The following is a 26,635-nucleotide window of genomic DNA, read 5'->3' as shown; positions in this document are numbered from 1 at the left end:
TCATCCGCACGATTTCCTCTGCCGTCACATCTTTCGTTCCCCTCCAGACTCAAGACGCCATAGCTGAAATAAAACTACCAATCCATCCAATAAGACTGACTAGCTACATGGCAAATCACGCTTGAATACTGGGACCTCGTGAATTTCTCCTCGGGATTTCACCATCTTTCTTATGTAGTTTTACTTCACTAGCATCCGTGCACTTCAAAGGAGTGCACGACATGAAGGCATGGGCAGGCTGGGCGCGGCAAGCGCGACAGGCAATCACGGGATTGGCCATCGGCGCGCTGGCGCTGCTCGGAGGATGCGGTGGCGGCAGTGCCGAACCGCAGGCCGCCATGAGCAGCGTCAGCAGCGCAGCGGCCGATAGCAACGGCGTTGAACTGCTGGCCGGCGTGCCCGCCGCCCAACAGGCGCCGCGCGCCAGGATTGCTGCCGTGGCCACACCCGGCGCGCCGGCCACCTCACTGCGCGTGCACTACCGCCGCTCGAGCGACGACTACGCTGGCTGGCAGATCCACACCTGGAACGCGGCCCAGAGCCCGAACTGGAACGGCGGCTGGAATGCCGCCGGCAGCGATGACTTCGGCGTCTACTACGACGTGCCGTTGGCATCCGGCAGCGGCACGGTCGGCTTCCTGCTGCACAACGGCGACAACAAGGACAACGGCGGCGCCGACCAGAGCTACGCCCTGCAGTCCGGCGCCAACGAAATCTGGCGCCTGCAAGGCGACGGCACCAGCTACGCGAGCAACCCGCTGCTGCTGCCGGTGCCCGACATCAAGACCCTGCGCGTGCACTACAAGCGCTTCGACAGCGGCTACGCCGCCTGGGGCCTGCACCTGTGGAACGGTAGCGGCCTGAACGCGCCTGCGCTGCCAGCCGGCGTCAACATCGAGAACTGGGGTCAGCCCGTGCCTTTGAACGCCATGCCCGGCTACGCGGCAAGCGACGGCGAAGTCGTTTTCGACATCCCCGTGCTCAACCCCCAGGGCGACGTGAACCGCAAGGCCCTGGAATTCATCATCCACGGCATGCCGCCCAACGAGAATGACAAGGACGGCCGCAACGACAACATCCACGTCGAATATGCCGCGCTGAACATCCAGAACCAGGTCGGCCAGATCTGGCTGGTGGAACGCGACGCCACCGTCTACACCGCCCCGCCCGACCTGCGCTCGGTCTCCAGCACCGACGCCCGCGCCGTGTGGCTGAACAAGAGCCTGGTGAAGTGGCCGCGCATCGCCACCAGCAGCCCGGTGCGCCTGTACTACTCAGCCACCGGCCAGATCAGCGTCGGCCTTGACGAACCTGTGCAAGGCGCCGACGGCTACATCACCCTCGACACCTTCACCGGCAGCGTGCCGGCCGCCGATGCGCTGCGCTTCAAGTACGTGGCCAGCGGCACCGTCTTCAGCGTGCGCGCCGCCGACATCGCTCGCCTGCCCTCGCTGCATCAGCAGCAGCTCGTGCTCGTGCAGGAAGACGCCAACGGCAAGGTGCAGAACGCCACCACCGCGCAGATCGCCGGCGCGCTGGACGACCTCTACGCCGCAGCCAACGACGTGCCCGACCTGGGTGCCGTGGCCAGCAACGGCAGCACCAGCTTCAAGCTGTGGGCGCCGACCGCGCAGAACGTGTCGCTGGTGCTGACGACGTCCCTGGGCAACTCGGGCCTGACCCGCACGACGACCGAGCCGATGGCCCGCGACGCCGCCACCGGCGTGTGGAGCCTGACCAAGCAAGGCCACCTGCAGGGTGCCACCTACCGCTACCAGGTGCAGGTCTTCGTCAAGGGCACGGGCCTGGTGAAGAACCTCGTCACCGACCCCTACTCGCTCGGTCTGACCCTGGGCAGCCAGCAAAGCGTCGTCATGGACCTGCAGGCCCAGGCGACCAAGCCCAACGGCTGGGACCAGAGCGCGCCGCCCAACACGGTGAGCGCGCCATCGGACCTCAGCATCTACGAGCTGCATGTCCGCGACTTCTCGATCAACGACGCCACCGTGCCCGCTGCCAAGCGCGGCAAATACCTGGCCTTCACCGAAAGCCAGTCCAACGGCATGAAGCACCTGGCAGCGCTGGCTTCCGCCGGCCTGACCGACGTACACCTGCTGCCGGTGTTCGACATCGCCAGCGTCAACGAGAAGGGCTGCGTGACGCCCTCCCCCAGCGGCGCGCCCGACAGCGACTCGCAGCAGGCCACCGTGGCCGCCACGGCCGGCACCGACTGCTTCAACTGGGGCTACGACCCGCTGCAGTTCAGCACGCCCGAGGGCAGCTATGCCAGCAATGCCAACGACCCGGTCGCCCGCGTCGTCGAGTTCCGTCGCATGGTGCAGGCCCTGAACGCGGCCGGCCTGCGCGTGGGCATGGACGTGGTGTTCAACCACACCACCTCGTCGGGCCAGAACGCCAACTCCGTGCTCGACAAGGTCGTGCCCGGCTACTACTACCGTCTCAACGCGACCGGCGGCATCGAGCGCTCGACCTGCTGCGAGAACACCGCGGCCGAGAACCTGATGATGGCCAAGCTGATGATCGACTCGGCCGTCACCTGGACGCGCGACTACCACGTCAGCTCGCTGCGCTTCGACATCATGGGCCACCACCCCAGGGCGGTCATCGAGGCGCTGAAGGCGCGCGTCGAGGCCGCCGCCGGCCGCAAGGTGCAGATCGTCGGCGAAGGCTGGAACTTCGGCGAAGTCGCCAACGGCGCGCGCTTTGTGCAGGCCGAGATGCTGTCGCTGAACGGCTCGGGTATCGGCAGCTTCAACCCGCTGATGCGCGATGCCGTGCGCGGCGGCGGCTGCTGCGACAGCGGCAACGCCCTCGTCGCCAACCAGGGCTACGTCAACGGCTTCTTCTACGACAGCAACGCCAGCGCCAGCGGCCAGAGCCGCGGCGAGCTGATGTGGTTTGCCGACCGCCTGAAGGCCTCGCTGGCCGGCTCCATCCGCAGCTTCCAGATGCAGACGAGCTGGGACGCCAACCTGCGCCTGGACCAGATCGACGTCGGCGGCATCCCGGCCGGCTGGGTGCTGGAGCCCGGCGAGGTCGTCAACTACATGGAGAACCACGACAACCTGACCCTGTTCGACAACAACGTCTTCCGCCTGCCCACCAACACCAGCCACGAGGACCGCGCCCGCGTGCAGATCCTGGCCAGCGCCATCAATGCCTTCAGCCAGGGCGTGGCCTATTTCCACGCCGGCGTGGACACGCTGCGCAGCAAGTCGCTCGACAAGAACAGCTATGACAGCGGCGACTGGTTCAACCGCCTGGACTGGAGCTATGCGGACAACAACTTCGGCGTCGGCCTGCCGCCCGCGCGCGACAACCAGGACAACTGGAACCTCGAGCGCCCGCTGCTCACCACCGCGCTGATCAAGCCGACCTCGGCCGACATCACCTGGACCCGCGACGCCTTCCGCGACCTGCTGCGCATCCGCAAGAGCACCACGCTGCTGCGCCTGCGCACGGCCGACGACATCAAGGCGCGGCTGAGCTTCCTGAACACCGGCTCGGCCCAGGAGCCCACCGTGCTGGTCGGCCGCGTCGACGGCGCCGGCTACGCCGGAGCCAACTTCGACGAACTCGTCTACCTGATCAACGTCGACAAGACCGCCAAGCAGCTGATCCTGCCCACCCTGGCCGGCCACGCGCTGCAACTGCACCCCGTGCACACCGCTGCGACCGCCGCCGACCAGCGCGCCAGGCAGGCCAGCTTCGACAGTGCGAGCGGCAGCTTCAATGTGCCGGCCCGCACTGCCGTCGTCTTTGTCGTCCGCTCATCCAACTGAACGCCAAACCATGAAGAACAATTTCCACCACATGGCCGCAGCGGCCACCCTCGCGGTCGCGGGCCTGTTTGCCGGCGCCTCAGCCCAGGCTGCAGCGGTCACAGTCGATGTCAGCGGCGCGCAAAGCATCAACCTGCTGGGCGAGGCCGGCAATGTCGTCTGGCTGATCGACGTGGGCGCCAATGCGTTGCTCACCTCGCTCGATTGGGCCCTGGAACTGAACGCCTTGTCGCCCAGCGTGCTGGCCGAGATGCAGGTCAGCTTCGGCGACTCCAGCGGCCTGAACCTGCTGACCTTCACGCCGGGCGGCGCGGACTACTTCAGTGGCGATGGCAGCTACAGCGGCTCGATCGACTTGAGTAGCTATGGCGTCAGCGTAGGCGCCGACGGGCTGCTGCGGCTGGAGTTCAGCGAGGCTTTCAAAGACATCGCCAATGGCGTGGCTGAAGGCGAGTGGGCCAGCGGGAATCTTACGTTTGGTGTCAGCGTGGGGGCGGTGCCGGAGCCGGGCGGCGTGACGATGACGCTGCTTGGCCTTGGCTTGGTTGGGCTGAGCGCGAGGCGGGCGCAGCGCGGCTGAACCTGGCTGCGCCGAACCACGAAGGGCTTGGCGCTTGCCGAGGCCTTTCTGCTCTCAACGGTTCATGTGATCCGGCGTTCGCCGAGGCGGTGCCATTTGGGGCTCATGATGCCAGTCCAATCGTCGAACCCACCACCTCGGGAAAACCTGCAGCCCCGCCCACCGGGCCATTCGCTCGCCTTCATCCGCATCATCGAGGACGGACGGCGGCAGGCTTGCCGACGACGACTTCACGAGTGCAGAACCGCGAGGACCGAGGCACCGAAGGCGACGAGATTGAAGGCGGCAGATGCGGCGTGCGAGTATTCCCATTTGCGACGCAAAGCCTCCCAGTCTGGCGGTGCCTCCGTCCAGTTGCGCGTTGCGCGATTGACCGGATATGTGAACGTCCAGAACACGCCCTGAGTGGCCGCGATGCAGAGAAAGGCAGCCATGGACGCCGCCTCCGGCGCGAGACCTGCACCTTGCGCCTCACGCACAAGCAAGGCGGTGGTGACCAGCGCGAGAACGACGATCGGTGCCACTGATTGCCAGCCCCGATAGAGCTTCTGGGCGATCAGGTACTCCTCTCGCGAAAGGCGGATCTTGTTGGGAAGCTCCATGGCATGCGCCGCCGCCGGGACGAGAGAGAGACCACAGAAGAAGACCGCCCCAAACCGAATCGCATCGTGCAGCATGAGAGTGCCTCTTGGAAGTTGCACGAATGCCGCGGAGTGGCTACCCCTCCGCAAGCCGTTCAAACAACCTGGGATAGTGGACGATGGCGCCAGAGGCCGCCACCTGCAACGTGCCTGCGTATCCGACCGTCGGCGCCTCATACGCGTACTCAGTCCGGCTGATCCGATGGTAGGTTTGCGGGAGTTTCACAAAGCGCATTCCGGGAAACGACAGGCAGGCAGCGGGCGCCTGCGCCCGCTGGCCGACCTTCAGCGACAGTCGACGAACTGCGATGAGGTTGGTGGCCGGCGTGAAGCCAAGGTCCACGTCGGGGCAGCCCGCGATATTGCTTTGCCCCTCGCCACCCACCTTCCAGTGGGCGCCCGCGGCGGTGTTGATGCGCAAGTCAATGGCCCGGTTCCCGACATAGCCGACAACCCTTGCGCGCCGCGTCCGCCACTCGGCATCCGTCGCAACCTCATAGCCAAGGTGACACGGCCGCCCTTCGTCCCAGAACACGGCGGCGCCAGAAAGGCGCCACCCGTTGGACAGATGGAAGAGGCGACAGCTGTCGTGACCCGGATGGTCCAGCTTTCGCCAGAAGAAGGCAGCAGTCGGTTTCATGGCGCCTGTGGCTGCCATGTCAAATGGCACGCCAGTTCAATGCAGGACGCAGTTTGCGCCGGGCCGGCATTGGCTCGTCAAGCAGCCAGAGGTGACCGATCGCAACGGTTATCGCAGCGAATATCGGCGCTCAATCCAGCACGAAAACCGCCGCGCTGCGCGCCGGCACCTCGAACACACCGTGAACCGCCTTGGCCTCACGCGCGACGCGCTGATCGGCGGCGTGCGCACCGCGCTGCACCGGGTGCAGGCGCCAAGCAGCGCCGGCTTCCTCAGCCAAAGTCAGGCGTTGCGCCTCGGGCGACACATTGATCAACGTCAGCATCGCCTTGAAACGGGCGCCGGCCAAGCCGCGGCCATCGATGCGCGTGGCGACGAGCACCGGGTTCTGCCCCGCACCACTGCCGGGGAAGCTGACGCGCTTGCGGATCTCGGCCGCACTTGGCAGGCGCAGCAGCGGCGTGCTGGCGCGGATCTTCAGCAGGTCGCGAAAGACGTCGCGCGCCCAGGCGATTTCGGCGGACGTGGGAGTGATGGACGCATCCGCCAACCGCTCGCGCGCCAGTTCCCAGTCGCGGCCATCCTTGCCGAAGTTGTCCTGCTTGGGCGGCAAGCCGGTGCCGAAGTGGTTGCTCTGATAGCGCCAGTCCAGGCGGTTGAACCAGTCGCCCGAGTCATAGCTGTTGCGGTCCATGCTCTTGCTGCGCAAGATGTCCTGGCCAGCGTGGAAGTAGGCGATGCCCTGGCTGAAGGCCACCAGTGCGGCGCCCAGCATCTGCACGCGGGCACGATCCTCGCGAGAGGTGTCGCGTGGCAGCTTCAGCGTGTTGATGTCGAACAGCGTCTGGTTGTCGTGGTTCTCCACATAGTTGACGACCTCGCTGGGCTGCGACGCAAAGCCGGCCGGCTGGTCGCCATAGGGGATGGCATCCAGGCGCTTCTTCTCACCGCGCCACGTCGTCAGCTCGAAGCCGCGCAGCGAGCCGGCCAGGCCGACGCGGATCATGTCGGCGGCGGTCTGCAGCTCTTCGGGTTTCGCTGGGTTCGATGCGGCCAACGCGTTGGGCGCATACACGAGGCCATTGAGCCAGCCTTGGCGGCGCACGCTGTCATCACCGCCCTCACCTGCCGAGCCGCCGCGCGCCGCGTCGCGGCCGCGGTCGCTGAAGGTGCCGATGCCGCTGCCGTTCAGGCTCAGCTGCGAGGCCTGCACGAAGCGTGCGCCATGCGCCACCTCGCCGAAGTTCCAGCCCTCGCCCAGCAACTGCACCGGGCGGCCGGCTTCGGCATTGACCCGCTTTTGCAGCCTCTCCATCGCCTCGTGCGGCTGGTGGCCCATCAGGTCGAAGCGCATCGAATCGATCTTGTACTCACGCACCCACAGCGCCGCCGAATCGATCATCAGCTTGGCCATCATGCGGTGCTCGGTGGCCGTGTTGTCGCAGCAGGTCGAGCGTTCGATCTCGCCTTTGGCGTTGAGGCGGTGGTAGTAGCCGGGCACGAGGCGGTCCAGCACCGATTTCTGCGCCTGGCCGGCAGCCGACATGTGGTTGTAGACCATGTCCATGCCGACCCGCAGGCCGGCCTTGTGCAAGGCCATCACCATCTGGCGGAACTCGACGACACGTCTCATAGCGCCCCCAGGCGACGCCAAATGCGCGTCGCCGCCCCCCGAGGGGGTGGAGCCGCCTCGGGAGCGGCCCGTCGCCGGCTCGTGCGGATCGGTTGCGTAGCTGCCCTCGGGCACATTGAAATGCCAGGGGTCGTAGCCCCAGTTGAAGCAGTCATCGGCGGCCACGGCCATGACGGCGGCCTGCTGTGCTTCGCTGTCCGCGGCCGCTTCGGGAACAGTGGGCGTCTTGCAGCCACGCTCGGGCACGCTGGCGAGGTCGAAGACGGGCAGCAGGTGCACGTCGGTCAGGCCGGCCTTGGTCAGGGCCTGCAGATGCTTCATGCCGTCGGTGTGGCTCTCCGTGAAAGCCAGGTATTTGCCGCGCCATTCGGGCCGTACGGTCGTATCGCTGACCGAGAAGTCGCGCACATGCAGTTCGTAGATGACCTGGTCGGTCGCGGACTTGACGCGATTCGGCCGCGGCACAGCATCCCAACCCTTGGGCTTGAGCGATGGCGAGGTGAGATCGGCGATGACGCTGCGCTGCGAGTCGGCCGTCAGCGCGACCGAATAGGGGTCGGTGACGAGATTGCGCACGCGGCCGTGCGTGGGCGAGACGACGTCGACGAGGTAGCGATAGGACTGGCCGCTCAGGTCGCCGGGCAGTTCGGCGCGCCAGACGCCGGTGGCGGCGTCGAGGCGCATGGCATCGACGGCGATGGCGGGCGACTCGGGCCCGGCATGGCGGCACAGCAGCACGCGCTGGGCTGTCGGCGCCCAGACGGCAAAGCGCGTCTGCGCCTTGGCGGGGTGGGCGCCGAAGTCCGTCACGCGTTCGGCAGCGGCATAGAGGTCGTCCAGGGCCCCGGGCAATTGCAGGCCTGTCGTGCCGATGACCCGGCCGTCGGCAGCTTCGTGCACCAGCATCAACTGCTCGCGCAACAGGGCCGCGACATCCGCGCCGCCTGCGATGGCGAAGCGTGGCCCGTCACCGATGAAGCGAAACCGCGCCGGCAGCGTCATCTTGGCGGGCGTGAGGTCGACCACGCCGTCGGCGCCGGTGACCCTGTCGCCAGCCAACGCCTTCAATCCCGCCGCCCGGGCGTGATACAGGCGCACCCGCTCGCCGCCCTCCAGCTTCAGCCCCGGCCACTGCACGGTCCGCGCATCCAGCCAATAGGCCTCGGCCGCCGGCCGCGCAGCAGGCGACGGGGCCAGCACTTCGGCATTGCAGTCGTCCAGATCGCTGGCGCGCGCCGCCCCGGCAATCAGCGTCAGGCCGAGCACCATGCAGCACAGCAAAGGGCGAGATGGCATGAAGGTCTCCTTGTTGTTTTGAATGGTAGCAAAACTACATACATAGAAATCCCGCTAGCGAACCGCCCATGGTCGTCGCTATGCTCAGTGCAAGACGACCAAGTAGTTTGATTACACAAATAACCTGATGGACAAGTTTCTCGTCCGCACCGCCGCCCGCTGAACACCATGCACAAGCAACTGCTGCTCACCCTCGCACTGGCCGCAGCGGCCACGGCACAAGCCCAGATCGACATTCGGCCGGTACCGGCCCAGCCACGCGCCAGCACCCTGCCCGCGAACTGGCAGCACGGCGTCTTCATGGAAGTCTTCGTGCGCGGCTACCAGGACAGCAATGGCGACGGCATCGGCGACCTGCAGGGCCTGACAAAGCGCCTGGACTACCTGAAGAAGCTCGGCGTCAGCGGCCTGTGGCTGATGCCCATCACCGCCAGCTCCGACCACGACCACGGCTATGCGACGACCGACTACCGCGGCATCGAGCCGCAGTACGGCACGCTGGCCGACTTCGACGAGCTGATCCGCCAGGCGCACCAGCGCGGCATCGGCATCGTCATGGACTACGTCATCAACCACGCGTCCTGGCAGTTCCCGCCCTTCCAGCAGGCCGTGGCCGACCGCAACAGCCCGTGGCGCAGCTGGTTCGTCTGGAACCCCAACCCCGGCCCCGGTTGGGACATCTTGGGCAAATATCCCTGGTACGACGCCGCCGCCAAGCCCTGGGACTGGGCGGGCGAATGGAAGGACATGCCGCCCATCCAGCCCGGCTCGCTCGACATCTTCTTCGGCACCTTCGGGCCCCACATGCCCGACTTCAACCTGCGCAACCCGGCCGTCGTGCAGTACCACGAGGACTCGCTGCGCTTCTGGCTCAACCGCGGCCTGGACGGCTACCGGCTGGACGCGGTGCCCCATCTGATCGAGAACAACGCCAAGGACTGGAACGACCAACCCGAGAGCCGCGTGCTCACCAAGCAGTTCCAGGACCTCATCAAGAGCTACCCCGGCCGCTATGTCGTCTGCGAAGCCACGGCCGAGCCCATCGCCTACGGCAAGCCCGACCTGTGCGGCGGCGCCTTCGCCTTCAACCTGAACTACGACATGGTGCGGGCCGCCAAGGGCGACGCGGAGAGCCTGCAGCGCGTGGCGGCCTACTACCGGACCATGTCGCCGACGATGGCGACCTTTTTGCACAACCACGACATCTTCACCGGCCAGCGCGTGTGGGACCAGCTGCACGGCGACGAGGCGCGCTACCGCCTCGCGGCTGCCAGCTACCTGCTGCTGCCCGGCACGCCTTTCGTCTACTACGGCGAGGAGATCGGCCAGGCGGGCATTGACGGCAAGGATGCGAAAGACGATGCGCCGCTGCGCTCGCCGATGAGCTGGACACCCAGCAATCAAGGTGCCGGTGGCTTCACGACGAGCGCCCAGCCCTTCCGGCCGCTGTCGCTGAACCGCAGCGCGCACAACGCCGAGAGCCAGCAACGTGACGCGAGTTCGCTGTTCAACTTCTACCGCGAGCTGATCGCGCTGCGCCGGGCCTCGCCCGCGCTGACCTTGGGCCGTTACGAGGCCGACAAGGTCGAGGGCCAGGTATGGCGATTCGAGCGCGTGCATGGCCAGGACCGTGTCCTGGTCGCCATCAACTACGGCGACACATCCGCCACGTTGGACCTGCCGGCCCGCGCCCGCGCGCTCTATCCCAAAGGTGGTGCGCCCCGTACCGCCTTGCCGCCGCTGTCCGTTCGCGTCTACCGCCTGGAAGCGCCATGAAAGCCCTGATCACTCTAGCCATTGCCCTGCTGATGAGCCTGCCCACGATGGCCGCCGAGCCTGCCACCCGCGTCGAACCGCCGAACTGGTGGATCGGCATGCGCAACACCTCGCTGCAGCTGATGCTGCACGGCGCCGGCATTGCCGATGCCCAACCGATGCTGGCGCCCTACCCGGGCGTGACGCTCAAGGCCAGCCACCGCGCGACCAGCGCCAACTATCTCTTCATTGATCTCGACATCGCGCCTGGCACCCAACCCGGCGAACTTGCCCTGACTGTGGCCGGTCGCACCTTGCGCTATCCGCTGCTGGCCCGCGCACCCGGCTCAGCCGAACGCCAGGGCTTCGGGCCCAAGGATGCGATCTATCTCGTCGTGCCCGACCGCTTCTCCCAGGCGGCCAACCTCGGCCAAGCCGGCATGAAGGAAGGCCTCAACCGCGCGGACCACGGCGGCCGCCATGGCGGCGACCTGGCCGGCATGCGCCAGCACCTCGACTACATCGCCGGCCTGGGCTTCACGCAGGTCTGGCCGACGCCGCTGGTCGAGAACAACAGCGCCAAGTACAGCTATCACGGCTACGCGGCGACGGACTTCTACAAGATTGATCCGCGCTTCGGCACGAACGACGATTTCGGCAGCTTCGTGACCGAAGCTCGCGCCAAGGGCATCGGCGTCATCCAGGACATCGTGCTCAACCACATCGGCGGCGGTCACTGGTGGATGGCCGACCTGCCGGCGCCGGACTGGGTCAACGCATGGCCTCAGTACACGGAGACCCACCACGCGCGCATGACGCTGCAGGACCCCTATGCGTCACCGAGCGACCGCCTGCGCTTCAGCGACGGCTGGTTCGTGCCCGGCATGCCCGACCTCAACCAGCGCCGGCCCGAGCTGGCCACCTATCTGACGCAGATGACGCTCTGGTGGGTCGAGCGTTTCGGCCTGTCGGGCATCCGCACCGACACCTACTCCTACTCCGACCGCGACTTTCTGACCCGCTGGTCGGCTCGCGTCATGCAGGAGTACCCGCGCCTGAATATCGTCGGCGAGGAATGGAGCCCGCACCCGGCCGTCGTGTCCTACTGGCAGCGCGGCAAGAAGAACCACGACGGCTATGTGTCGTACACGCCGAGCATGATGGACTTCCCGTTGCAGACGAATCTGTTGGCGGCACTCACGGAAGCAGACGGCGCCCACACGGGCCTGACCAAGCTCTACGAGGGCCTGGCCCATGATTTCGTCTACGCGGACCCGGCCAACCTCGTGCTGTTCGACGGCAACCACGACACGCCGCGCATCCATTCGCTGCTCAAGCGTGATGTCGGCCTGACCAAGATCGCGCTGGCCTACCTCGCCACGACGCGCCGCATCCCGCAGCTGTTCTACGGCAGCGAGATCCTGCTGCAAAGCCCCGTCGAGCGTGACGACGGCCGCGTGCGCGCCGATATGCCCGGCGGCTGGCCCGGTGACCGGGTCAACGCCTTCACCGGCGCCGGCCTGTCGACCGAGCAGCGTGAGATGCAGGACTGGACGCGCCGCCTCTTCAACTGGCGCAAGGGCGCCACCACCACCCACGACGGCGCGCTGATGCAGTACGCGCCGCTGGAGGGCTGCTATGTCTTCTTCCGCTACGACGCCGGCCGCACGGTGATGGTGGTGTTGAACAAAAGCGCCAAGCCCATGGAACTGGCGCTGGCCCGCTTCAGCGAGCGCGTTGCCGTCGACGACCGCGCCCGCGACGTGCTCAGTGGCCGCGAGTTCCGGCTCGGCGCCAAGTTGACCGTGCCGGCCCGCAGCCCGCTGATCCTGGAAGTCTCGCGCTGAACAACAAAAAAGGGCTCATTGTGAGCCCTTGTTGCCGAGGCGAACGCCTATCAGCAGGGGCGACGGCGGCGTGCCAGCAAGCCGACAACACCCAGGCCGGCGAGCAGCAGGGCATAGGTTTCAGGTTCCGGCACGGGGTTTGCGGTGAACGCGAAACTCAGCTTGTTCTGCGGCTGCGCGCCGATGGCGGCGAAGCTGCCGCCGGACGCATTCAGCGTGATGGAAGCGCCCGTCACGGCGAAGCTGCTGAACGCGCCGACCGGCACGCTGGTGGAGCCGGAGAAATAGCCCAAGAACGGGTTGATGACCGTCTGCGTAAGGGGCGCAGAAGGCAACGCCATGGGCGCGCCGCCGTCCAGCGAGACCATGCCCGTCGCGGTGATCGACGTCGTCGCGCCGCCGTTCTGGGCGTAGACGATGTTGCCCAGGCTGGACATGACAGCACCGCTCAAGGCGTAGCCCGGGTTGACCGAGATGGTGAAGTCGGGAATGGCAAAAGTGGCCGACATCGCCGCGCCACCCACGCTCGTGACGTTGACCGACGGGTCCATCGACCATTCGAAGCCGACAGCGCCGCCGCCGGCCGTGAACCAGCTGCTGATCCAGCCGAAGCCCGTGGTGGTTTCGTCGTAGGTGACTGAGTAGGAGCCGGCGTTCAGCGTCGTGGTGGCGCTGGCCAGGCCGGAAACGAGCAGGGCCGCGGCGGCGGCAAGGGTCTTGATCTGCATGGTGGGCCTTCTTTGGAAGCGCCCCGGCGCAAAGGCGCACCGAGGAAACCGGCCGATGCTAGCGAAATGACCCGCAGCCCGCCCCGCTGATTGATCAACAACGTGCTACCGATGAAGCCAAACCGCCCCCCGGTTCGCGGGGGATGGCGGCCTGCAGCGTCAGGCGGGCAGCTTCAACAGCTCGAACGGGCCCCGGCCCGAAGCCGCGGTAATGAGGCCGAGCACACGGGCCGGCTCGCTGCCCAGCATGCCCCACTGGAAGCGCCAGCCCCAATTGCCACCCAGGATGCCCGGCACGTTCATGCGGTGGGCGCTGCCCAGCCCGAGCACGTCCTGCAGCGGGTAGACGGCCATGTTGGCCACCGAATTGGCGCAGGCGCGGATCATGGCCCAGTGCACGTCGTGGTCGCCGCAGGCGAGGTAGGAGCCCGCAAACGCGCGCTCGCGAGGCTTGGCTTGGTCCCACCAGCCGCGCACCGTGTCGTTGTCATGCGTGCCGGTGTAGGCCACCGACGTCCTGGGCCACATGTGCGGCAGGAACTCGTGGTCGCCCTCGGCACCAAAGGCGAATTGCAGGATCTTCATGCCGGGGAAGCCACAGCCATCGCGCAGCGCGTGCACGTCGTCGGTGATGAAGCCCAGGTCCTCGGCCACGATGGGCAGCGGACCCAGGGCTTGCTTGATGGCGTCGAAGAGAGCCATGCCGGGTCCGGTCAGCCACCGGCCCTGCTTGGCGTCGGGGCTGCTGGCGGGGATTTCGTAGTAGCCGGCAAACCCGCGGAAGTGGTCGATGCGGAAGACGTCGGCCTGGCTCAGCGCGCGCTGGATGCGGGCTGTCCACCAGGCGTAGTTCTCCTCGGCCATCCGGTCCCAGCGGTAGAGCGGGTTGCCCCAGCGCTGGCCCAGCGGCCCCAGGTCGTCGGGCGGCACGCCGGCCACCACGGTGGTCTGGAAGTCGTCGTCCAGTTCGTAGAGGTCGGGGCGCGACCAGCAGTCGGCGCTGTCGTGGGCCACGAAGATGGGCAGATCACCCATCAGGTGCACGCCACGCTCGTTGGCGTAGACCTTGAGCGACTGGATCTGCACGTCGAACTGCCACTGCACGAACTGCCAGAAGGCGATCTCGTCGGCGTATTCCTTGCGCGCCGCGGCCAACGCCGCGGACTGGCGCTTCTTCAAGCCTTCGCTCCATTCCCACCAGGGCTGACCCTTCAGCGGCGAGCGGATGGCCATGAAGAGGGCGTAGTCGTCCAGCCAGCTCTGCGCTTGCAGGCACCACTTGGCGAAGGCGATGCGGTCGGCGTCGGCCGCATTGGCGAAGAAGCCCTTGGCGGCGGCGCGCAGCTGCTGCTCGCGCCAGGGCGTGACCTCGCCGTAGTTGATCAGGCTGGCGTTGAAGGCCGGAACGCTCGGCTGGGCCAGCCAGCCCTTGGCGATCAGCGGCTCCAGCGCCACCATCCACTGGCTGCCGGCGAAGGCCGACACGCCCTGGTAGGGGCTGTCGCCGGGGCCGATGGGTGTCGTCGGCAGTAGCTGCCAGATGGACTGGCCGGCGGACTGCAGCCAGTCGACGAAGCGGTAGGCATCCGGGCCGAAGTCGCCCATGCCATGCGGGCCGGGCAGCGAGGTGATGTGCAGCAGCACACCGGAGGAGCGTTGGTTCAGATTCATTGATGTCTCAGCACGAGAAGGGAACGGGCCGGCACGTTGAGCGGCTGGCCGGGAAGGACGAGCGGCGCGGCCGATTCGCCGCTGCTGTCGAGCACGAGCTGCCAGGGGCCGTTGCAGAGCAGGAAGGGCAGCGGCGCCGGGTCGGGGTTGAAGACGATCATCAGCCGCGGGGCGCCGGCCTGGGCCTCGCGCAGCTGGGCACCGAAAGCGCGCTGGCCGGCGTCGTGCCAGTCGTGCGGAGCCATCTCATGACCGCTCGGCGCGTACCAGGCGATGCTGGCCTCGCCGGGGCCGCTGGCGAACCAGCGCGGGTGGCGCAGCAGCGGCTCTTGTGCGCGCAGCGCCAGCAGTTGGGCGACCAGTTCGGTCATGCGGCCGTCGGCCTCCAGCCAGTTCAACCAGGTGGTGGGGTTGTCCTGGCAGTAGGCGTTGTTGTTGCCGCCCTGGCTGTTGCCGATCTCGTCGCCAGCGCAAAGCATGGGCGTGCCCTGGGCCAGCAGCAAGGTTGCCAGCAGCGCGCGACGTACGCGCTCGCGGGTGGCATGGATCGCGGCGTCGTCCGTCGGGCCTTCGGCGCCGAAATTGGCGCAGAGCTCGCCGTCGCGGCCGTCGCGGTTGTCCTCGCCGTTGGCCTGGTTGTGCTTGGCGGAATAGCTCGTCAGGTCGGCCAGCGTGAAGCCGTCATGCACGGCAATGAAGTTGACCGAGGCCGTCGGCAGGCGCTGGCCGTGATGGAAGACGTCGCTGGATGCCATGAAGCGCCGCGCCAGCTCGCCGCGGCCCACGCCGGGGCCAGCACCCAGCCAATAGCCGCGCACCGCGTCGCGGAACTTGTCGTTCCACTCCAGGAAGCGCCCGGGGAAGCGGCCGACCTGGTAGCCGTCGTAGGCCGCGTCCCAGGGCTCGGCGATCAGGTGCACGCCGGCCAGCAGCGGGTCCTGGCGCAGCGCGGTGAAGAAGGCGGCGTTCGGGTCATAACCCCGGTTCGTGCGGCCCAGCACCGGCGCCAGATCAAAGCGGAAGCCGTCGACGCCCAACTCGGCGACCCAGTAGCGCAGCGAGTCCAGCACGAACTGCGTCACCCGCGGGTGGGCGCAGTTCAGCGTATTGCCGCAGCCGGTCAGGTTCTCGTTGCGGCTCCTGTCCTCCGCGACGAGCCGGTACCAGGTGGCGTTGTCCAGGCCACGGAAGGAGAGCGTCGGGCCGAACTCGTTGCCTTCGGGGGTGTGGTTGTAGACGACGTCCAGCACGATCTCGAGGCCGGCGTCGTGCAACGTGCTCACCATCTGGCGGAACTCGGCCGCCACCGCAGTCGGGTCGTTGCGATGCGCCGCCTGTGCCCAGCGCGGGTCGGGGCAGAAGAAGCCCAGCGTGTTGTAGCCCCAGTAGTTGTGCAGCCCGCGCTCGGCGAGGTGGGGTTCGTCGATGCAGTAGTGCACCGGCAGCAGCGACAGCGTCGTGACGCCCAGCCGCTTGAAGTGGGCGACGGCCGCCGGATGGGCCAGGCCGGCGTAAGTGCCGCGCAGTTCCTCGGGCACACCGTGCAGGAGCCTGGAGAACCCCTTGACGTGGACCTCGTAGAGCACGACGTCGGCAGGCGAGCGACGCGGGTGATGCGCTCGCGCATGCAGGACGGGCGCGGGCGCCACGCGGGCCTTCAGCGCCTGCGTCGCGTTGTCGCGCACATCCAGCGAGCGTGGGCCATCTGGATGGCCCAGTTCGTAGCCATGGTGCTCGGCCCGCCAACCGAAGTGGCCAACGATCTCGCGCGCCCAGGGGTCCAGCAGCAGCTTGTGCGGGTTGAAGCGGTGGCCCTGCTCGGGCACATAGGGGCCGTGGGCGCGCAGGCCGTAGACCAAACCCGGGCCGACGCCCGGCAGGAAGCCGTGGAACACGCCGTCATGCGGGCCGTCCAGCGCGTAGCGGCGCAGCTCGCGCTGGCCTTCGGCATCGAACACGCACAACTCGATGCGAGTCGCATGCTCGCTGGGGATGGCGAAATTGACGCCGCCGTCACGGGCGAGCGCCCCCAGCGGCTCGTGCCAGCCGGGTTGTAAGTCGGGCAGATGCGCCATCTAGAGAGACTGAGGAAATGCAACCACAGAGGCACCGAGGCGCAGAGATTTGCAGCCTCTGTGTTTCCTCAGTGCCTCTGTGCCTCTGTGGTTGCCTTTGGGTTCCATTTCAGATCGGAACGAAGAACAAGGTCGCCAGCGGCGGCAGGTTGATCGTGATGGACAGGCGCCGCCCATGCGCCGGCTGGGCCTGCACCGGCAGCCCGGCGGCCGCGACACCGTTGCCCATGTTGCTGCCGCCGTAGTAGGCCGAATCGGTGTTCAGCGCCTCGCGCCAGGCGGTCACGCCATCGGGCACGCCCAGCGAGTAGCCTTCGCGAGGGACCGGCGTCATGTTGACGACCACCACCACCATGCGACCCGTGCCGTCGCGGCGCACCCAGGCGTAGATGGAATGCTCGGCGTCATGGGCGCTGATCCATTCGAAACCGCCCGCCTCGCAGTCGAGCCGGTGCAGTGCGCTGTGCTCGCGGTAAAGCTTGTTCAGGTCGCGCACCAGGCGCTGCACGCCGGCGTGGCGGTCGTCCTCCAGCAGGCCCCAGGGCAGGCCCTCTGCATGGTTCCACTCCTGGCGCTGGGCAAACTCCTGGCCCATGAAGAGCAGCTTCTTGCCGGGGTGGCCCCACATGAAGCCGTAGTAGGCGCGCAGGTTGGCGAACTTTTGCCAGTCGTCGCCCGGCATCTTGGCCAGCATGCTGCCCTTGCCATGCACGACCTCGTCGTGCGAGATGGGCAGCATGAAGTTCTCGCTGAACGCGTAGATCAGGCCGAAGGTCATCTTGTCGTGATGCCAGCGGCGGTTGATCGGGTCCTCGGCCATGTAGCGCAAGGTGTCGTTCATCCAGCCCATGTTCCATTTGTAATGGAAGCCCAGTCCCCCGGCATAAGTCGGTGACGAAACACCAGGAAAACTTGTGCTTTCCTCGGCCACGGTGACGGCACCCGCGATCTCGCCAACATGCTCGTTCATCTCGCGCAGCATGGAGATGGCCTCGAGGTTCTCGCGGCCGCCGCGGATGTTGGGAATCCATTCGCCCGCGGGCCGCGAGTAGTCGCGGTAGAGCATGCTGGCCACCGCGTCCACGCGCAGGCCGTCCACGCCCCAGCGCTCGATCCAGTAGGTCGCGCTGCCGATCAGGAACTCGCGCACCTCGGTGCGGGCGAAGTTGTAGATCAGCGTGTTCCAGTCGCGGTGGAAGCCTTCCTTGGGGTCGGCGTACTCGTAGAGGCGCGTGCCATCGAACTCCGCCAGGCCATGAGCGTCGGCCGGGAAATGGGCCGGCACCCAGTCCAGCAGCAGGCCCAGGCCCTGCTCGTGGCAAGCCTTGACGAAGCGGGCGAAGCCCTCGGGCGGGCCGAAGCGCGCACTGGGGGCGTACATGCCCAGCGTCTGGTAGCCCCAGGAGCCGTCGAAGGGATGCTCGCTGATGGGCATGAGCTGCACATGGGTGAAGCCCATGTCGGCCACGTAGGCAGGCAGGTGCTCGGCGAGCTCGTCCCAGGTCGGGAAGTCACCGGCCACGCCGCGTCGCCAGGACGCGGCGTGAGCCTCGTAGACGCTGATGGGCGACTCACGCCGGTTGGCGCGCTCGCGCTGGCGCGGCAGCGGCGTCGGCTCGGGCAGGGCCGCGACGACGCTGGCCGTCTCCGGCCGCAGCTGGGCGCGGCGGGCATAGGGGTCGGCCTTGAGCGGCAGCAGCGCGCCGTTGCCGTTGACGATCTCGAACTTGTAGAGGTCGCCCTCGATGGCGTGCGGCACGAAGATTTCCCACACGCCGGCCAGGTGGCGCAGCCGCATCGGATGGCGACGGCCGTCCCAGTTGTTGAAGTTGCCGACGACGCTGACGCGCTTCGCGTTCGGCGCCCAGACCGCGAAGCGCACGCCGCTGACGTCGCCGTACTGCACGACATGTGCACCCAGGCTCAGCCAGGGCCGGAAGTTGCGGCCTTCGGCGAAGGCCTTGAGCTGATCGTCGCCCAGCTGGGGGTAGAAGTTGTAGGGGTCAGCGTAGACGCCCTCCCCACCTCCCGTCCAATGCACGGCCAGGCGGTAGTCGAAGCGATGCTTGCGTCGCGGCACCTGGGCCTCGAAGAAGCCGCCACGGCGCTCTTCCAGGTCGACGATGTGCTTCTTGCTGCCAGCGTCCAGCAGTGCCACCTGCGAGGCGCCGGGCAGCAGCACACGCGCCCAGAGCCGACCGTTGTCATCCGCATGCAGGCCCAGCCGGCCGAAAGGATCGGCATGGCGGCCCGCCAGCAGGGCATCAAGGTCGGCTTCGTTGATCATCGTCAGCTGTTGAGACTTTTCACGGACCAGACACGGTCCACATACTCGGCGATCGTGCGATCGGACGAGAACGGGCCCATGCCGGCGATATTGCGCAAGGCACGTTCCGCCCAGGCCGCGCGGTCGGCAAACAACGCATCGACCTTGGCCTGGGTGGCGACGTAATCGGCGAAATCGGCCATCAGCAGGTAGACGTCGCGGTGCAGCAGGCTGTCCACCAGTGGGCGGTAGCGCTCCGTGTCGCCGTTGCTGAAGACGCCTGCCGCGATGGCATCGATGACTCGCTTCAGCTGGCGATTCTCTTCGACATACAGGCGCGGGTCGTAGCCCAGCTGCTTGATCTTGGCCACGGCGTCGGCGCGCAGGCCGAAGACGAACATGTTCTCCACGCCCATGGCCTCGGCCATCTCGATGTTGGCGCCATCCCAGGTGCCGATGGTGACCGCGCCGTTCATGCCGAATTTCATGTTGCCGGTGCCCGAGGCCTCGGTGCCGGCCGTCGAAATCTGCTCGGACAGGTCGGCCGCCGGGATGATGCTTTCGGCCAGCGTGACGCTGTAGTTGGGCAGGAAGACGAGCTTGAGCTTGTCGCCCACGCGCGGGTCGCTGTTGATGACGCGGGCAACGTCATGCGCCAGGCGCACGATGCTCTTGGCCATCTGATAGGCCGAGGCGGCCTTGCCAGCGATGACGACGGTGCGCGGCACCCAGTTCGCATCGGGGTTGTCGCGGATGGCCTGGTAGCGGCTGATGACGTGCAGGAGGTTGAGCAGCTGGCGCTTGTACTCGTGGATGCGCTTGATCTGGATGTCGAACAGGCTGTCGACATTGACCGAGATGCCGAGCTCGCGGCGGATGACGGCGGCCAGGCGCTCCTTGTTGGCGCGCTTGACGGTCAGGAACTCCTCACCCAGCTCCTTGTTGGCGGCCAGCGGCGCCAGTTCACCCAGCTCGGCGAGGTTCTTGCGCCAGCCTTCGCCGATGCGGCTGTCCAGCAACGCGGACAGCAGCGGGTTCGCCTGCTCCAGCCAGCGCCGCGGCGTGACGCCGTTGGTGACGTTGTGGAAGCGCTCGGGCCAGATGCGGGCGTAGTCGGCAAAGATGGTCTGCACCATCAGTTCCGAATGCAGCGCGGCCACGCCGTTGACGCGGTGCGATGCGACCAGCGCCAGGGCCGCCATGCGCACGCGGCGCTCGCTGCCATGGCTGCCTTCGTCGATGAGCGACACGCGCGAGGCGAAGGCGTGGTCGCCCGGGAAGCGCGCCTGCACCTCCTCAAGGAAGCGGTGGTTGATCTCGTAGATGATCTCAAGATGACGCGGCAGCAGGTTCTCGAACATGCGCACAGGCCAGGTCTCCAGCGCCTCGGGCATCAGCGTGTGGTTGGTGTAGGCCACCGCCTGGCGCGTGATCTTCCAGGCCTCGTCCCAGCCCAGACCGTGCTCGTCCAGCAACAGGCGCATCAGCTCGGCAGGCGCCAACGCCGGATGCGTGTCGTTGAGATGGATGGCGTTGCTCTTGCCGAGGTTGTGCAAGGAGCCGAACTCGCGCAGATGGCGGGCGATCAGGTCCTGCAGCGAGGCGCTGACGAGGAAGGCTTCCTGCTTCAGGCGCAGCTCGCGGCCCTGCTCGGTGCTGTCGTCCGGGTAGAGCACCCAATTCAGCGCGTCGGCCAGCACCTGGTGGCGGGCAGCGCGGGCGTAGTCGCCCTCGCAGAAGGGCTTGAAGGCAATGGGCGCGGCCGTCGCCTGCCACTGGCGCAGCGTGGAGACGCGGTCGCCGTGATGGGCGGGCACGACGAAGTCGAAGGCCTGGGCCTCGATGCTGTCGGCCGGCATCCAGCGGCGCACACCGGAGGCGTCGGCCTCGACGCGGCCACCGAAGCCGACGTTGAAGCGCACATCGTGGCGGGGCAGTTCCCAGGCGGGCGAGTCCCGCGTCCAGTCGTCCGGCTGCTCCATCTGGCGGCCCTGGCTGATGACCTGGGCGAAGGTGCCATAGCGGTAGCGCAGGCCGTAGCCGAAGGACGGCAGTTCCAGCTCGGCGAAGGAGTCCAGGAAGCAGGCCGCCAGGCGCCCCAGGCCACCATTGCCCAGCGCCGCATCGGGCTCGCGCTCCAGCACGTCACCCAGGCTGGTGCCGTGTTCGGCCAGCTTGACCTCCAGCGGCTCGGTCAGCTTCAGGGCCGCGAGCGCGTTGGACAGCGCGCGCCCCATCAGGAATTCCATCGACAGGTAATGCACGCGGCGCACGGGCGCCTTGTCACCACGCCGGGCGTCTTCGGCCTGCGTCTTGGCCCAGCGGCGAGCGAGTGTCTCGCGGCAGGCGATGGCCGCGGCATGCAGGGCCGCCTGCGGCGTAGCGCCATGGCTGGATTGGGACAGTTCACGCTCGTAGGCGGACTCGAACGCGGCGCGCAAGGCCTTGTCTTCGGCAGAGAGGGCAGTCGGCTTCTTCATCGCAGTGGAGGCCTTGAGGGCGGGCTTGCGCTGAACGGGCAACGCGAAGCTCTTGGAGGTGGGGGTCATCAGTGCCGGCCCCCAGCGACGGGGGCAAGAATGCTACGCGACATGCAGCGTTGGCTGAAGTATCGGGCAGCTCTGGCTCGTTGTGTAGTTTGACTACATCGGGAAAACCCGGTGCGTTTTGCAAACGCTTGATCTGTAAGGGTTTCACGAAGATTCAAGCGGGTCTTTTCTGTTGTTCTCGCTGAATTCGGAATGTATATTGTCTACAAAGACGGGCTAAGACAAGAAATTTGAGCCCGATTCGATGAGACAAGCCGGGCGCTCGCGACTGGCGACTGAAAGGTTAGGAAGTGGCAGACGTTCGACTGACCGGCGTGGAAAAGGCCTATGGCGACATCCGCATCCTTCACGGCATCGACCTGGAGATCCGCGACGGCGAGTTCATGGTCTTCGTCGGTCCCTCGGGCTGCGGCAAGTCCACGCTGCTGCGCTCCATCGCCGGCCTGGAAGAGATCACCGGCGGCGAACTGACCATCGGTGGCCGCGTCGTCAACGACGTGCCGCCCAGCGAGCGCGGCATCGCCATGGTGTTCCAGTCGTATGCGCTCTACCCGCACATGAACCTGTACGACAACATGGCCTTCGGCTTGAAGCTGGCCAAGGTGCCCAAGGCCGAGATCGAGACGGCCGTGCGCGATGCCGCAAAGATTCTCCATATCGAGCATCTGCTGGATCGCAAGCCCAAGGACCTGTCCGGCGGCCAGCGTCAACGGGTCGCCATCGGTCGCGCCATCGTGCGCAAGCCCAATGTCTTCCTGTTCGACGAGCCGCTGTCCAACCTCGACGCCGCGCTGCGCGTGCGCATGCGCTACGAGTTCGCCAAGCTGCACGAGGACCTCAAGACCACGATGATCTACGTGACCCATGATCAGGTGGAGGCCATGACGCTGGCCGACCGCATCGTCGTGCTGTCGGCGGGCAAGGTCGAGCAGGTGGGCTCGCCGCTGGAGCTGTACGAGCATCCGCGCAACCTCTTCGTGGCGGGATTCATCGGCAGCCCCAAGATGAACTTCATCGAAGGCGAACTGGCCGCGATCGAGGCGGGTCTTGTCGATGTGAAGCTGGCCGGCAGCGGCGTCGTGCTGCACGCGCGGGTCGACGGCAGCGGCGCCAGGCTGGGCGACAAGGTGACGCTGGGCGTGCGCCCCGAGCACATCCGCCAGGGCGGTGCGGACAACCTGCTGCAAAGCACCGTCGCCTTCGTCGAGTCTCTCGGTGGCATCACCTTCGCCTACTGCCCATACCCCGGCCTCGAAGAGCCGCTGACCTGCCAGTTCGAAGGCCGCAACGGCTGCGACCGCCTGCGCAGCGGCCAGGCGCTGGACCTGTACCTGCCGGCCGAGGCGCTGTATGTGTTCGACGCCAACGGCCTGGCACTGCGCCGCCTGGCTGCACCGGAGCTGCAGGCATGAAGTGGTTGCCTCTGCTGGTCGCGCTCGCGGCGGCGCCGGCCCTGGCCGAATCTTCCAAGCTCCTCGTCTGGATCAATGGCGACAAGGCCTACAACGGCCTGCAGAAGGTGGGCGATGCCTTCGAGAAGGCCTCCGGCGTCAAGGTGGTCGTCGAGCATCCGGTCGATCCCACCGACAAATTCCAGCAGGCCGCCGGCGCCGGCAAGGGGCCGGACATCTTCTGCTGGCCGCATGACCGTATCGGCGAATGGGCCAAGGCCGGGCTGCTGACGCCGCTGCGCCCATCGGCCAGGCTGAAGGCCGAGTCCGAGGAGCAGGCCTGGAAGGCGCTCAGCTATCGCGGCCGCATCTGGGGTTACCCCATCGCCATCGAGACGACCGGCCTCATCTACAACAAGGCTCTGGTGCCGACGCCGCCCGCGACCTGGGACGAAGTGATCGCGCTGGACAGGAAGCTCGCCCAGCAAGGCAAGCACGCCGTGCTGTGGGACTACAACAAGAGCTTCTTCACCTGGCCCATGATTGCCGGCGCGGGTGGCGTCATCTTCGGCCGCGACGCCCAGGGTGACTTCGACCCCAGGCAGGTGGACGTCAACAACGCCGGCGCGCTGGCGGGCGCGCAGATGATCGAGCGCCTCATCCAGGGCGGCCACATGCCCCGCGGCGCGCGCTATGCCGAGATGGAATCGGCCTTCGCCCGCGGCGAGGTGGCCATGATGATCTCCGGCCCCTGGGCCTGGGACAACGCCAAGCGGGCCAAGATCGACATCGGCGTGGCGCCCATCCCGGCCGTCGTCGCCGGCAAGCCGAGCAAGAGCTTTGTCGGCGTGCTGGGCTGCATGATCTCAGCGCCCAGCAAGAACAAGGACATCGCCAAGGAGTTCATCGAGAACCACCTGATGCGTCCCGAGGCGCTGAAGGTGCTGGATGCCGACGTGCCCATCGGCGTGCCGGCCAACAAGGCCTTCTACGCCGAGCTGTCCGTCAACCCGCTGATCGCGGCCAGCATGACCAACGCCCGCAATGGCGCGCCGATCCCCAACATTCCCGAGGTCGGCCGCTTCTGGACCGCGATGGACGCGGCGCTGGAGGCCATCACCAACGGACTGCAATCCCCCAAGGACGCGCTCGACGGCGCTGCCGCACGGATGCTGCTGAACAAATGACTGCGCTCTCTTCCTCCCTCGGCCAGGGCGCCTACTCGACGCTGCCGCCCACCTTGGCCGCAAAGCTGGCCAAGTGGCTGCACTGGCCGCTCGCCGCCGCCGCCATCGTGGCCGCGCTGTATCTGGTTTTCGTCGTCTACACGACCGGCCAGGCCGCCTGGGCCGCGGGCCTGCTGCTGCTCTTCACGGCTGGCTTCTACGTCTATCTCAGCCGCGGTGGCTTCGCCTGGCGCTACCTCTTCCCCGGCATTGCCGGCATGCTGGTCTTCATCGCCTTCCCACTGGTCTACACCGCGCAGATCGGCTTCACCAACTACTCCAGCACCCACCTGCTCAGCGAGAGCCGCGTGCGCGAGTACCTGCTGGAGCAGCACGACGCCGTCGAGGACCAGGTGCTGGCCTACAGCCTGCATGCCAATGGCGCCGAATTCCGGCTCGCCTTGCGCGTCGAGGGCGAACCCGCACCTCGCTGGGTTTCTCCGCCGCTGGCCCTGCGCGCCGGCAAGGAACTGCGCGTGGACCTGGCCGCAGCAGACGCCTCGTCCACGCCGACTGGAACCGCCCTGCCCTTGCCCGAGCTGATCAAGCACCGCGAGGCGCTGGCCCGGCTGGTGCTCGTGCAGCCCGACAAGACCGAACTGCACTACCTCGGCCTGCGCGAGTACGGCCCCGTCAAGCCGCAATGGGCCCCGAACACCGACGGCAACCTGACACGCACCGCGGACGGCCTCGTGTTCAAGCCGAACCGCGACACTGGCTTCTTCGAAACCGCCTCGGGCGAAGTCCTGCAGCCGGGCTTCAAGGCCTTCATCGGTGCGGCCAACTACGCCCGCATGCTGTTCGACGCCGAGTTCCGCGGCCCCTTCCTGTCGATCTTCACGTGGACGGTGCTGTTCTCGGCGCTTACCGTCTTCTTCGCCACGGCCATCGGCATGCTGTTCGCGGTGATGCTGAACTGGGAGGGCATGAAGTACCGCACCACCTACCGCACGCTGCTCTTCCTGCCGTATGCGGTGCCGGGCTTCATCTCCATCCTGGTGTTCAAAGGCCTGTTCAACCAGAACTTCGGCGAAATCAACGCGATCCTGAACGCGCTGTTCGGCGTCAAGCCCGCCTGGTTTGCCGACCCGCTGCTGGCCAAGACCATGCTCGTCATCGTCAATGTCTGGCTGGGCTACCCCTACGTGATGATCCTGTGCTCGGGCCTGCTGAAGGCCATCCCCGCCGACCTGTACGAGGCCTCGGCCCTGGCCGGCGCCAGCCCCGCCACCAACTTCTTCAAGATCACGGCGCCGCTGATCATCAAGCCGCTGGCGCCGCTGCTGGTCAGCGCCTTCGCCTTCAATTTCAACAACTTCGTGCTGATCGCCCTGCTGACCGACGGCCGGCCGGACTTCCTGTCCACCAAGCTGCCCGCGGGCCAGACCGACATCCTCGTCAGCTACACCTACCGCATCGCCTTCCGCGACTCGGGCTCCGACTTCGGCCTGGCCGCGGCGATCTCGACGCTGATCTTCTTCCTCGTGGCGGCGCTGTCGCTGATCAACTTGCGGCTGTCCGCAAAGGCACAGAAATGAAGAAATGCAACCACAGAGGCACGGAGGCACAGAGAAAAGCCTCCATGTGGATTTCCTCTGTGTCTCTGTGCCTCCGTGGTTAAGTATTTGGAGTTCTGAATTGGCCATCGTTCTCGGCAAACAAGCCCGCTGGCGCACCTTCGCCGCACACGCGGTGATGTGGGTCTTCATCGCCATCACGCTGTTCCCGCTGCTGGCCGTCGTGTCCATCTCGCTGCGCCCCGGCAACTTCGCCACCGGCAGCCTGATCCCGACCGAGATCAGCCTGGAACATTGGAAGCTGGCGCTCGGCATCCCCTACCAGGCGGCGGACGGCAGCCTGGTGCAGCCGCCCTTCCCGGTGCTGACCTGGCTGTGGAACTCCATCAAGATCGCCACGGCTTCCGCCTTCCTCATCGTCGCCATCTCGACGACCGCGGCCTACGCCTTTGCGCGACTGAAGTTCAGCTTCAGCAAGCCGGTGCTCAACGGCATGCTGCTCTTGCAGATGTTCCCGCCGGTGCTGGCGCTGGTGGCCATCTACGCCATCTTCGAGACCATCGGCACCTATATGCCGGCGCTGGGCATCGAGACCCACGCCGGCCTGGTGCTGGCCTACCTGGGCGGCATCGCCACCCATGTGTGGACGATCAAGGGCTACTTCGAGACCATCCCCGTCGAGATCGAGGAGAACGCCAAGGTCGACGGCGCCACGCATTGGCAGGCCTTCTCGCGCGTGCTGCTGCCCATGGCCGTGCCCATCCTGATGGTGGTCTTCGTGCTGGCCTTCATCGGCACCATCATCGAGTACCCGGTCGCCTCCATCCTGCTGCGCGAGGAGGGCAACCTCACGCTCGCCGTCGGCTCCAAATATTTCCTGCACGACCAACGTTTCCTGTGGGGCGACTTCGCGGCGGCGGCCGTGCTGTCGGGCCTGCCGATCACGCTGGTCTTCCTGCTCGCCCAGCGCTGGATCGTTTCCGGCCTGACTGCGGGCGGCGTCAAGGGCTGATCCCA

General features: G+C 66.8%; 16 protein-coding genes. 8 read left to right on the top strand and 8 right to left on the bottom strand.

Annotated features, from left to right (window positions below; all coding sequences use genetic code 11):
• Window positions 1–221 precede the first annotated feature (221 nt).
• Together ASC95_RS19130 and ASC95_RS19125 are read left to right on the top strand one after the other, a co-directional pair.
• Window positions 222–3,803, top strand: coding sequence for an alpha-1,6-glucosidase domain-containing protein (locus ASC95_RS19130; protein WP_082567925.1), 3,582 nt, complete (start codon window positions 222–224; stop codon window positions 3,801–3,803).
• Window positions 3,804–3,813: 10 nt separating this feature from the next.
• Window positions 3,814–4,383 carry a PEP-CTERM sorting domain-containing protein gene (locus ASC95_RS19125; RefSeq protein ID WP_057299292.1) on the top strand — a complete coding sequence of 190 codons (570 nt, stop codon included), beginning with the start codon at window positions 3,814–3,816 and terminating at the stop codon, window positions 4,381–4,383.
• A gap of 230 nt (window positions 4,384–4,613) precedes the next feature.
• Here ASC95_RS19125 and ASC95_RS19120 read toward each other — a convergent pair whose 3' ends face one another.
• The 3 genes from ASC95_RS19120 to ASC95_RS19110 all read right to left on the bottom strand — a co-directional run bounded on the left by ASC95_RS19120 (window position 4,614) and on the right by ASC95_RS19110 (window position 8,593).
• A complete protein-coding gene (locus tag ASC95_RS19120; protein WP_057299291.1) occupies window positions 4,614–5,060 on the bottom strand; it encodes a DUF1772 domain-containing protein in 447 nt (148 codons plus the stop codon).
• 40 nt (window positions 5,061–5,100) lie between these two features.
• The gene (locus ASC95_RS19115; RefSeq protein WP_162250809.1) at window positions 5,101–5,664 is read right to left on the bottom strand and encodes a putative glycolipid-binding domain-containing protein; all 564 of its coding nucleotides are present in this window, start codon (window positions 5,662–5,664) and stop codon (window positions 5,101–5,103) included.
• 130 nt (window positions 5,665–5,794) lie between these two features.
• Entirely contained in the window at window positions 5,795–8,593 is a 2,799-nt protein-coding gene (locus tag ASC95_RS19110; RefSeq protein WP_157256401.1) for an alpha-1,6-glucosidase domain-containing protein, read from the bottom strand.
• 168 nt (window positions 8,594–8,761) lie between these two features.
• Between ASC95_RS19110 and ASC95_RS19105 the strand changes: the two genes are divergently transcribed.
• On the top strand, window positions 8,762–10,369 hold the full coding sequence (locus ASC95_RS19105) for an alpha-amylase family glycosyl hydrolase (RefSeq protein WP_057299288.1): 1,608 nt from the start codon (window positions 8,762–8,764) through the stop codon (window positions 10,367–10,369).
• Complete coding sequence (locus tag ASC95_RS19100; protein ID WP_057299287.1) at window positions 10,366–12,195, top strand: glycoside hydrolase family 13 protein; 1,830 nt, start codon at window positions 10,366–10,368, stop codon at window positions 12,193–12,195. The genes ASC95_RS19105 and ASC95_RS19100 overlap by 4 nt, the downstream gene beginning before the upstream one ends.
• Window positions 12,196–12,245: 50 nt before the next feature.
• Here ASC95_RS19100 and ASC95_RS19095 read toward each other — a convergent pair whose 3' ends face one another.
• The 5 genes from ASC95_RS19095 to ASC95_RS19075 form a co-directional block, all read right to left on the bottom strand.
• Window positions 12,246–12,923 carry a PEP-CTERM sorting domain-containing protein gene (locus ASC95_RS19095; RefSeq protein ID WP_057299286.1) on the bottom strand — a complete coding sequence of 226 codons (678 nt, stop codon included), beginning with the start codon at window positions 12,921–12,923 and terminating at the stop codon, window positions 12,246–12,248.
• A gap of 159 nt (window positions 12,924–13,082) precedes the next feature.
• A complete protein-coding gene (gene malQ, locus ASC95_RS19090) occupies window positions 13,083–14,594 on the bottom strand; it encodes a 4-alpha-glucanotransferase (RefSeq protein WP_057299285.1) in 1,512 nt (503 codons plus the stop codon).
• On the bottom strand, window positions 14,591–16,669 hold the full coding sequence (gene glgX, locus ASC95_RS19085; RefSeq protein ID WP_057299284.1) for a glycogen debranching protein GlgX: 2,079 nt from the start codon (window positions 16,667–16,669) through the stop codon (window positions 14,591–14,593). Before glgX ends, malQ begins: the two co-directional genes overlap by 4 nt.
• A gap of 109 nt (window positions 16,670–16,778) precedes the next feature.
• Window positions 16,779–18,956 (bottom strand): 1,4-alpha-glucan branching protein GlgB, encoded by a 2,178-nt coding sequence (glgB, locus tag ASC95_RS19080; protein ID WP_057299283.1) that lies wholly within the window; start codon window positions 18,954–18,956, stop codon window positions 16,779–16,781.
• A 2-nt stretch (window positions 18,957–18,958) separates the two neighbouring features.
• Window positions 18,959–21,484, bottom strand: coding sequence for a glycogen/starch/alpha-glucan phosphorylase (locus ASC95_RS19075; RefSeq protein ID WP_235537974.1), 2,526 nt, complete (start codon window positions 21,482–21,484; stop codon window positions 18,959–18,961).
• Between the two features lie 290 nt (window positions 21,485–21,774).
• Here ASC95_RS19075 and ASC95_RS19070 point away from each other — a divergent pair, with 290 nt between their 5' ends.
• The 4 genes from ASC95_RS19070 (at window position 21,775) to malG (ending at window position 26,630) form a co-directional block, all read left to right on the top strand.
• On the top strand, window positions 21,775–22,896 hold the full coding sequence (locus ASC95_RS19070) for an ABC transporter ATP-binding protein (protein WP_057299282.1): 1,122 nt from the start codon (window positions 21,775–21,777) through the stop codon (window positions 22,894–22,896).
• Window positions 22,893–24,062 (top strand): maltose/maltodextrin ABC transporter substrate-binding protein MalE, encoded by a 1,170-nt coding sequence (malE, locus tag ASC95_RS19065; protein ID WP_057299281.1) that lies wholly within the window; start codon window positions 22,893–22,895, stop codon window positions 24,060–24,062. The genes ASC95_RS19070 and malE overlap by 4 nt, the downstream gene beginning before the upstream one ends.
• Complete coding sequence (gene malF / locus ASC95_RS19060; RefSeq protein ID WP_057299280.1) at window positions 24,059–25,639, top strand: maltose ABC transporter permease MalF; 1,581 nt, start codon at window positions 24,059–24,061, stop codon at window positions 25,637–25,639. Before malE ends, malF begins: the two co-directional genes overlap by 4 nt.
• Before the next feature lie 100 nt (window positions 25,640–25,739).
• Window positions 25,740–26,630 carry a maltose ABC transporter permease MalG gene (malG, locus tag ASC95_RS19055; RefSeq protein WP_057299279.1) on the top strand — a complete coding sequence of 297 codons (891 nt, stop codon included), beginning with the start codon at window positions 25,740–25,742 and terminating at the stop codon, window positions 26,628–26,630.
• The last annotated feature ends 5 nt before the right edge of the window (window positions 26,631–26,635 follow it).

It is taken from the genome of Pelomonas sp. Root1217 (genome assembly GCF_001425705.1).
Classification (GTDB): Bacteria; Pseudomonadota; Gammaproteobacteria; order Burkholderiales; family Burkholderiaceae_C; genus Pelomonas.
The sequence above is the reverse complement of the archived record's forward strand: the minus strand, read 5'-3'. Positions and strand labels throughout refer to the sequence as shown.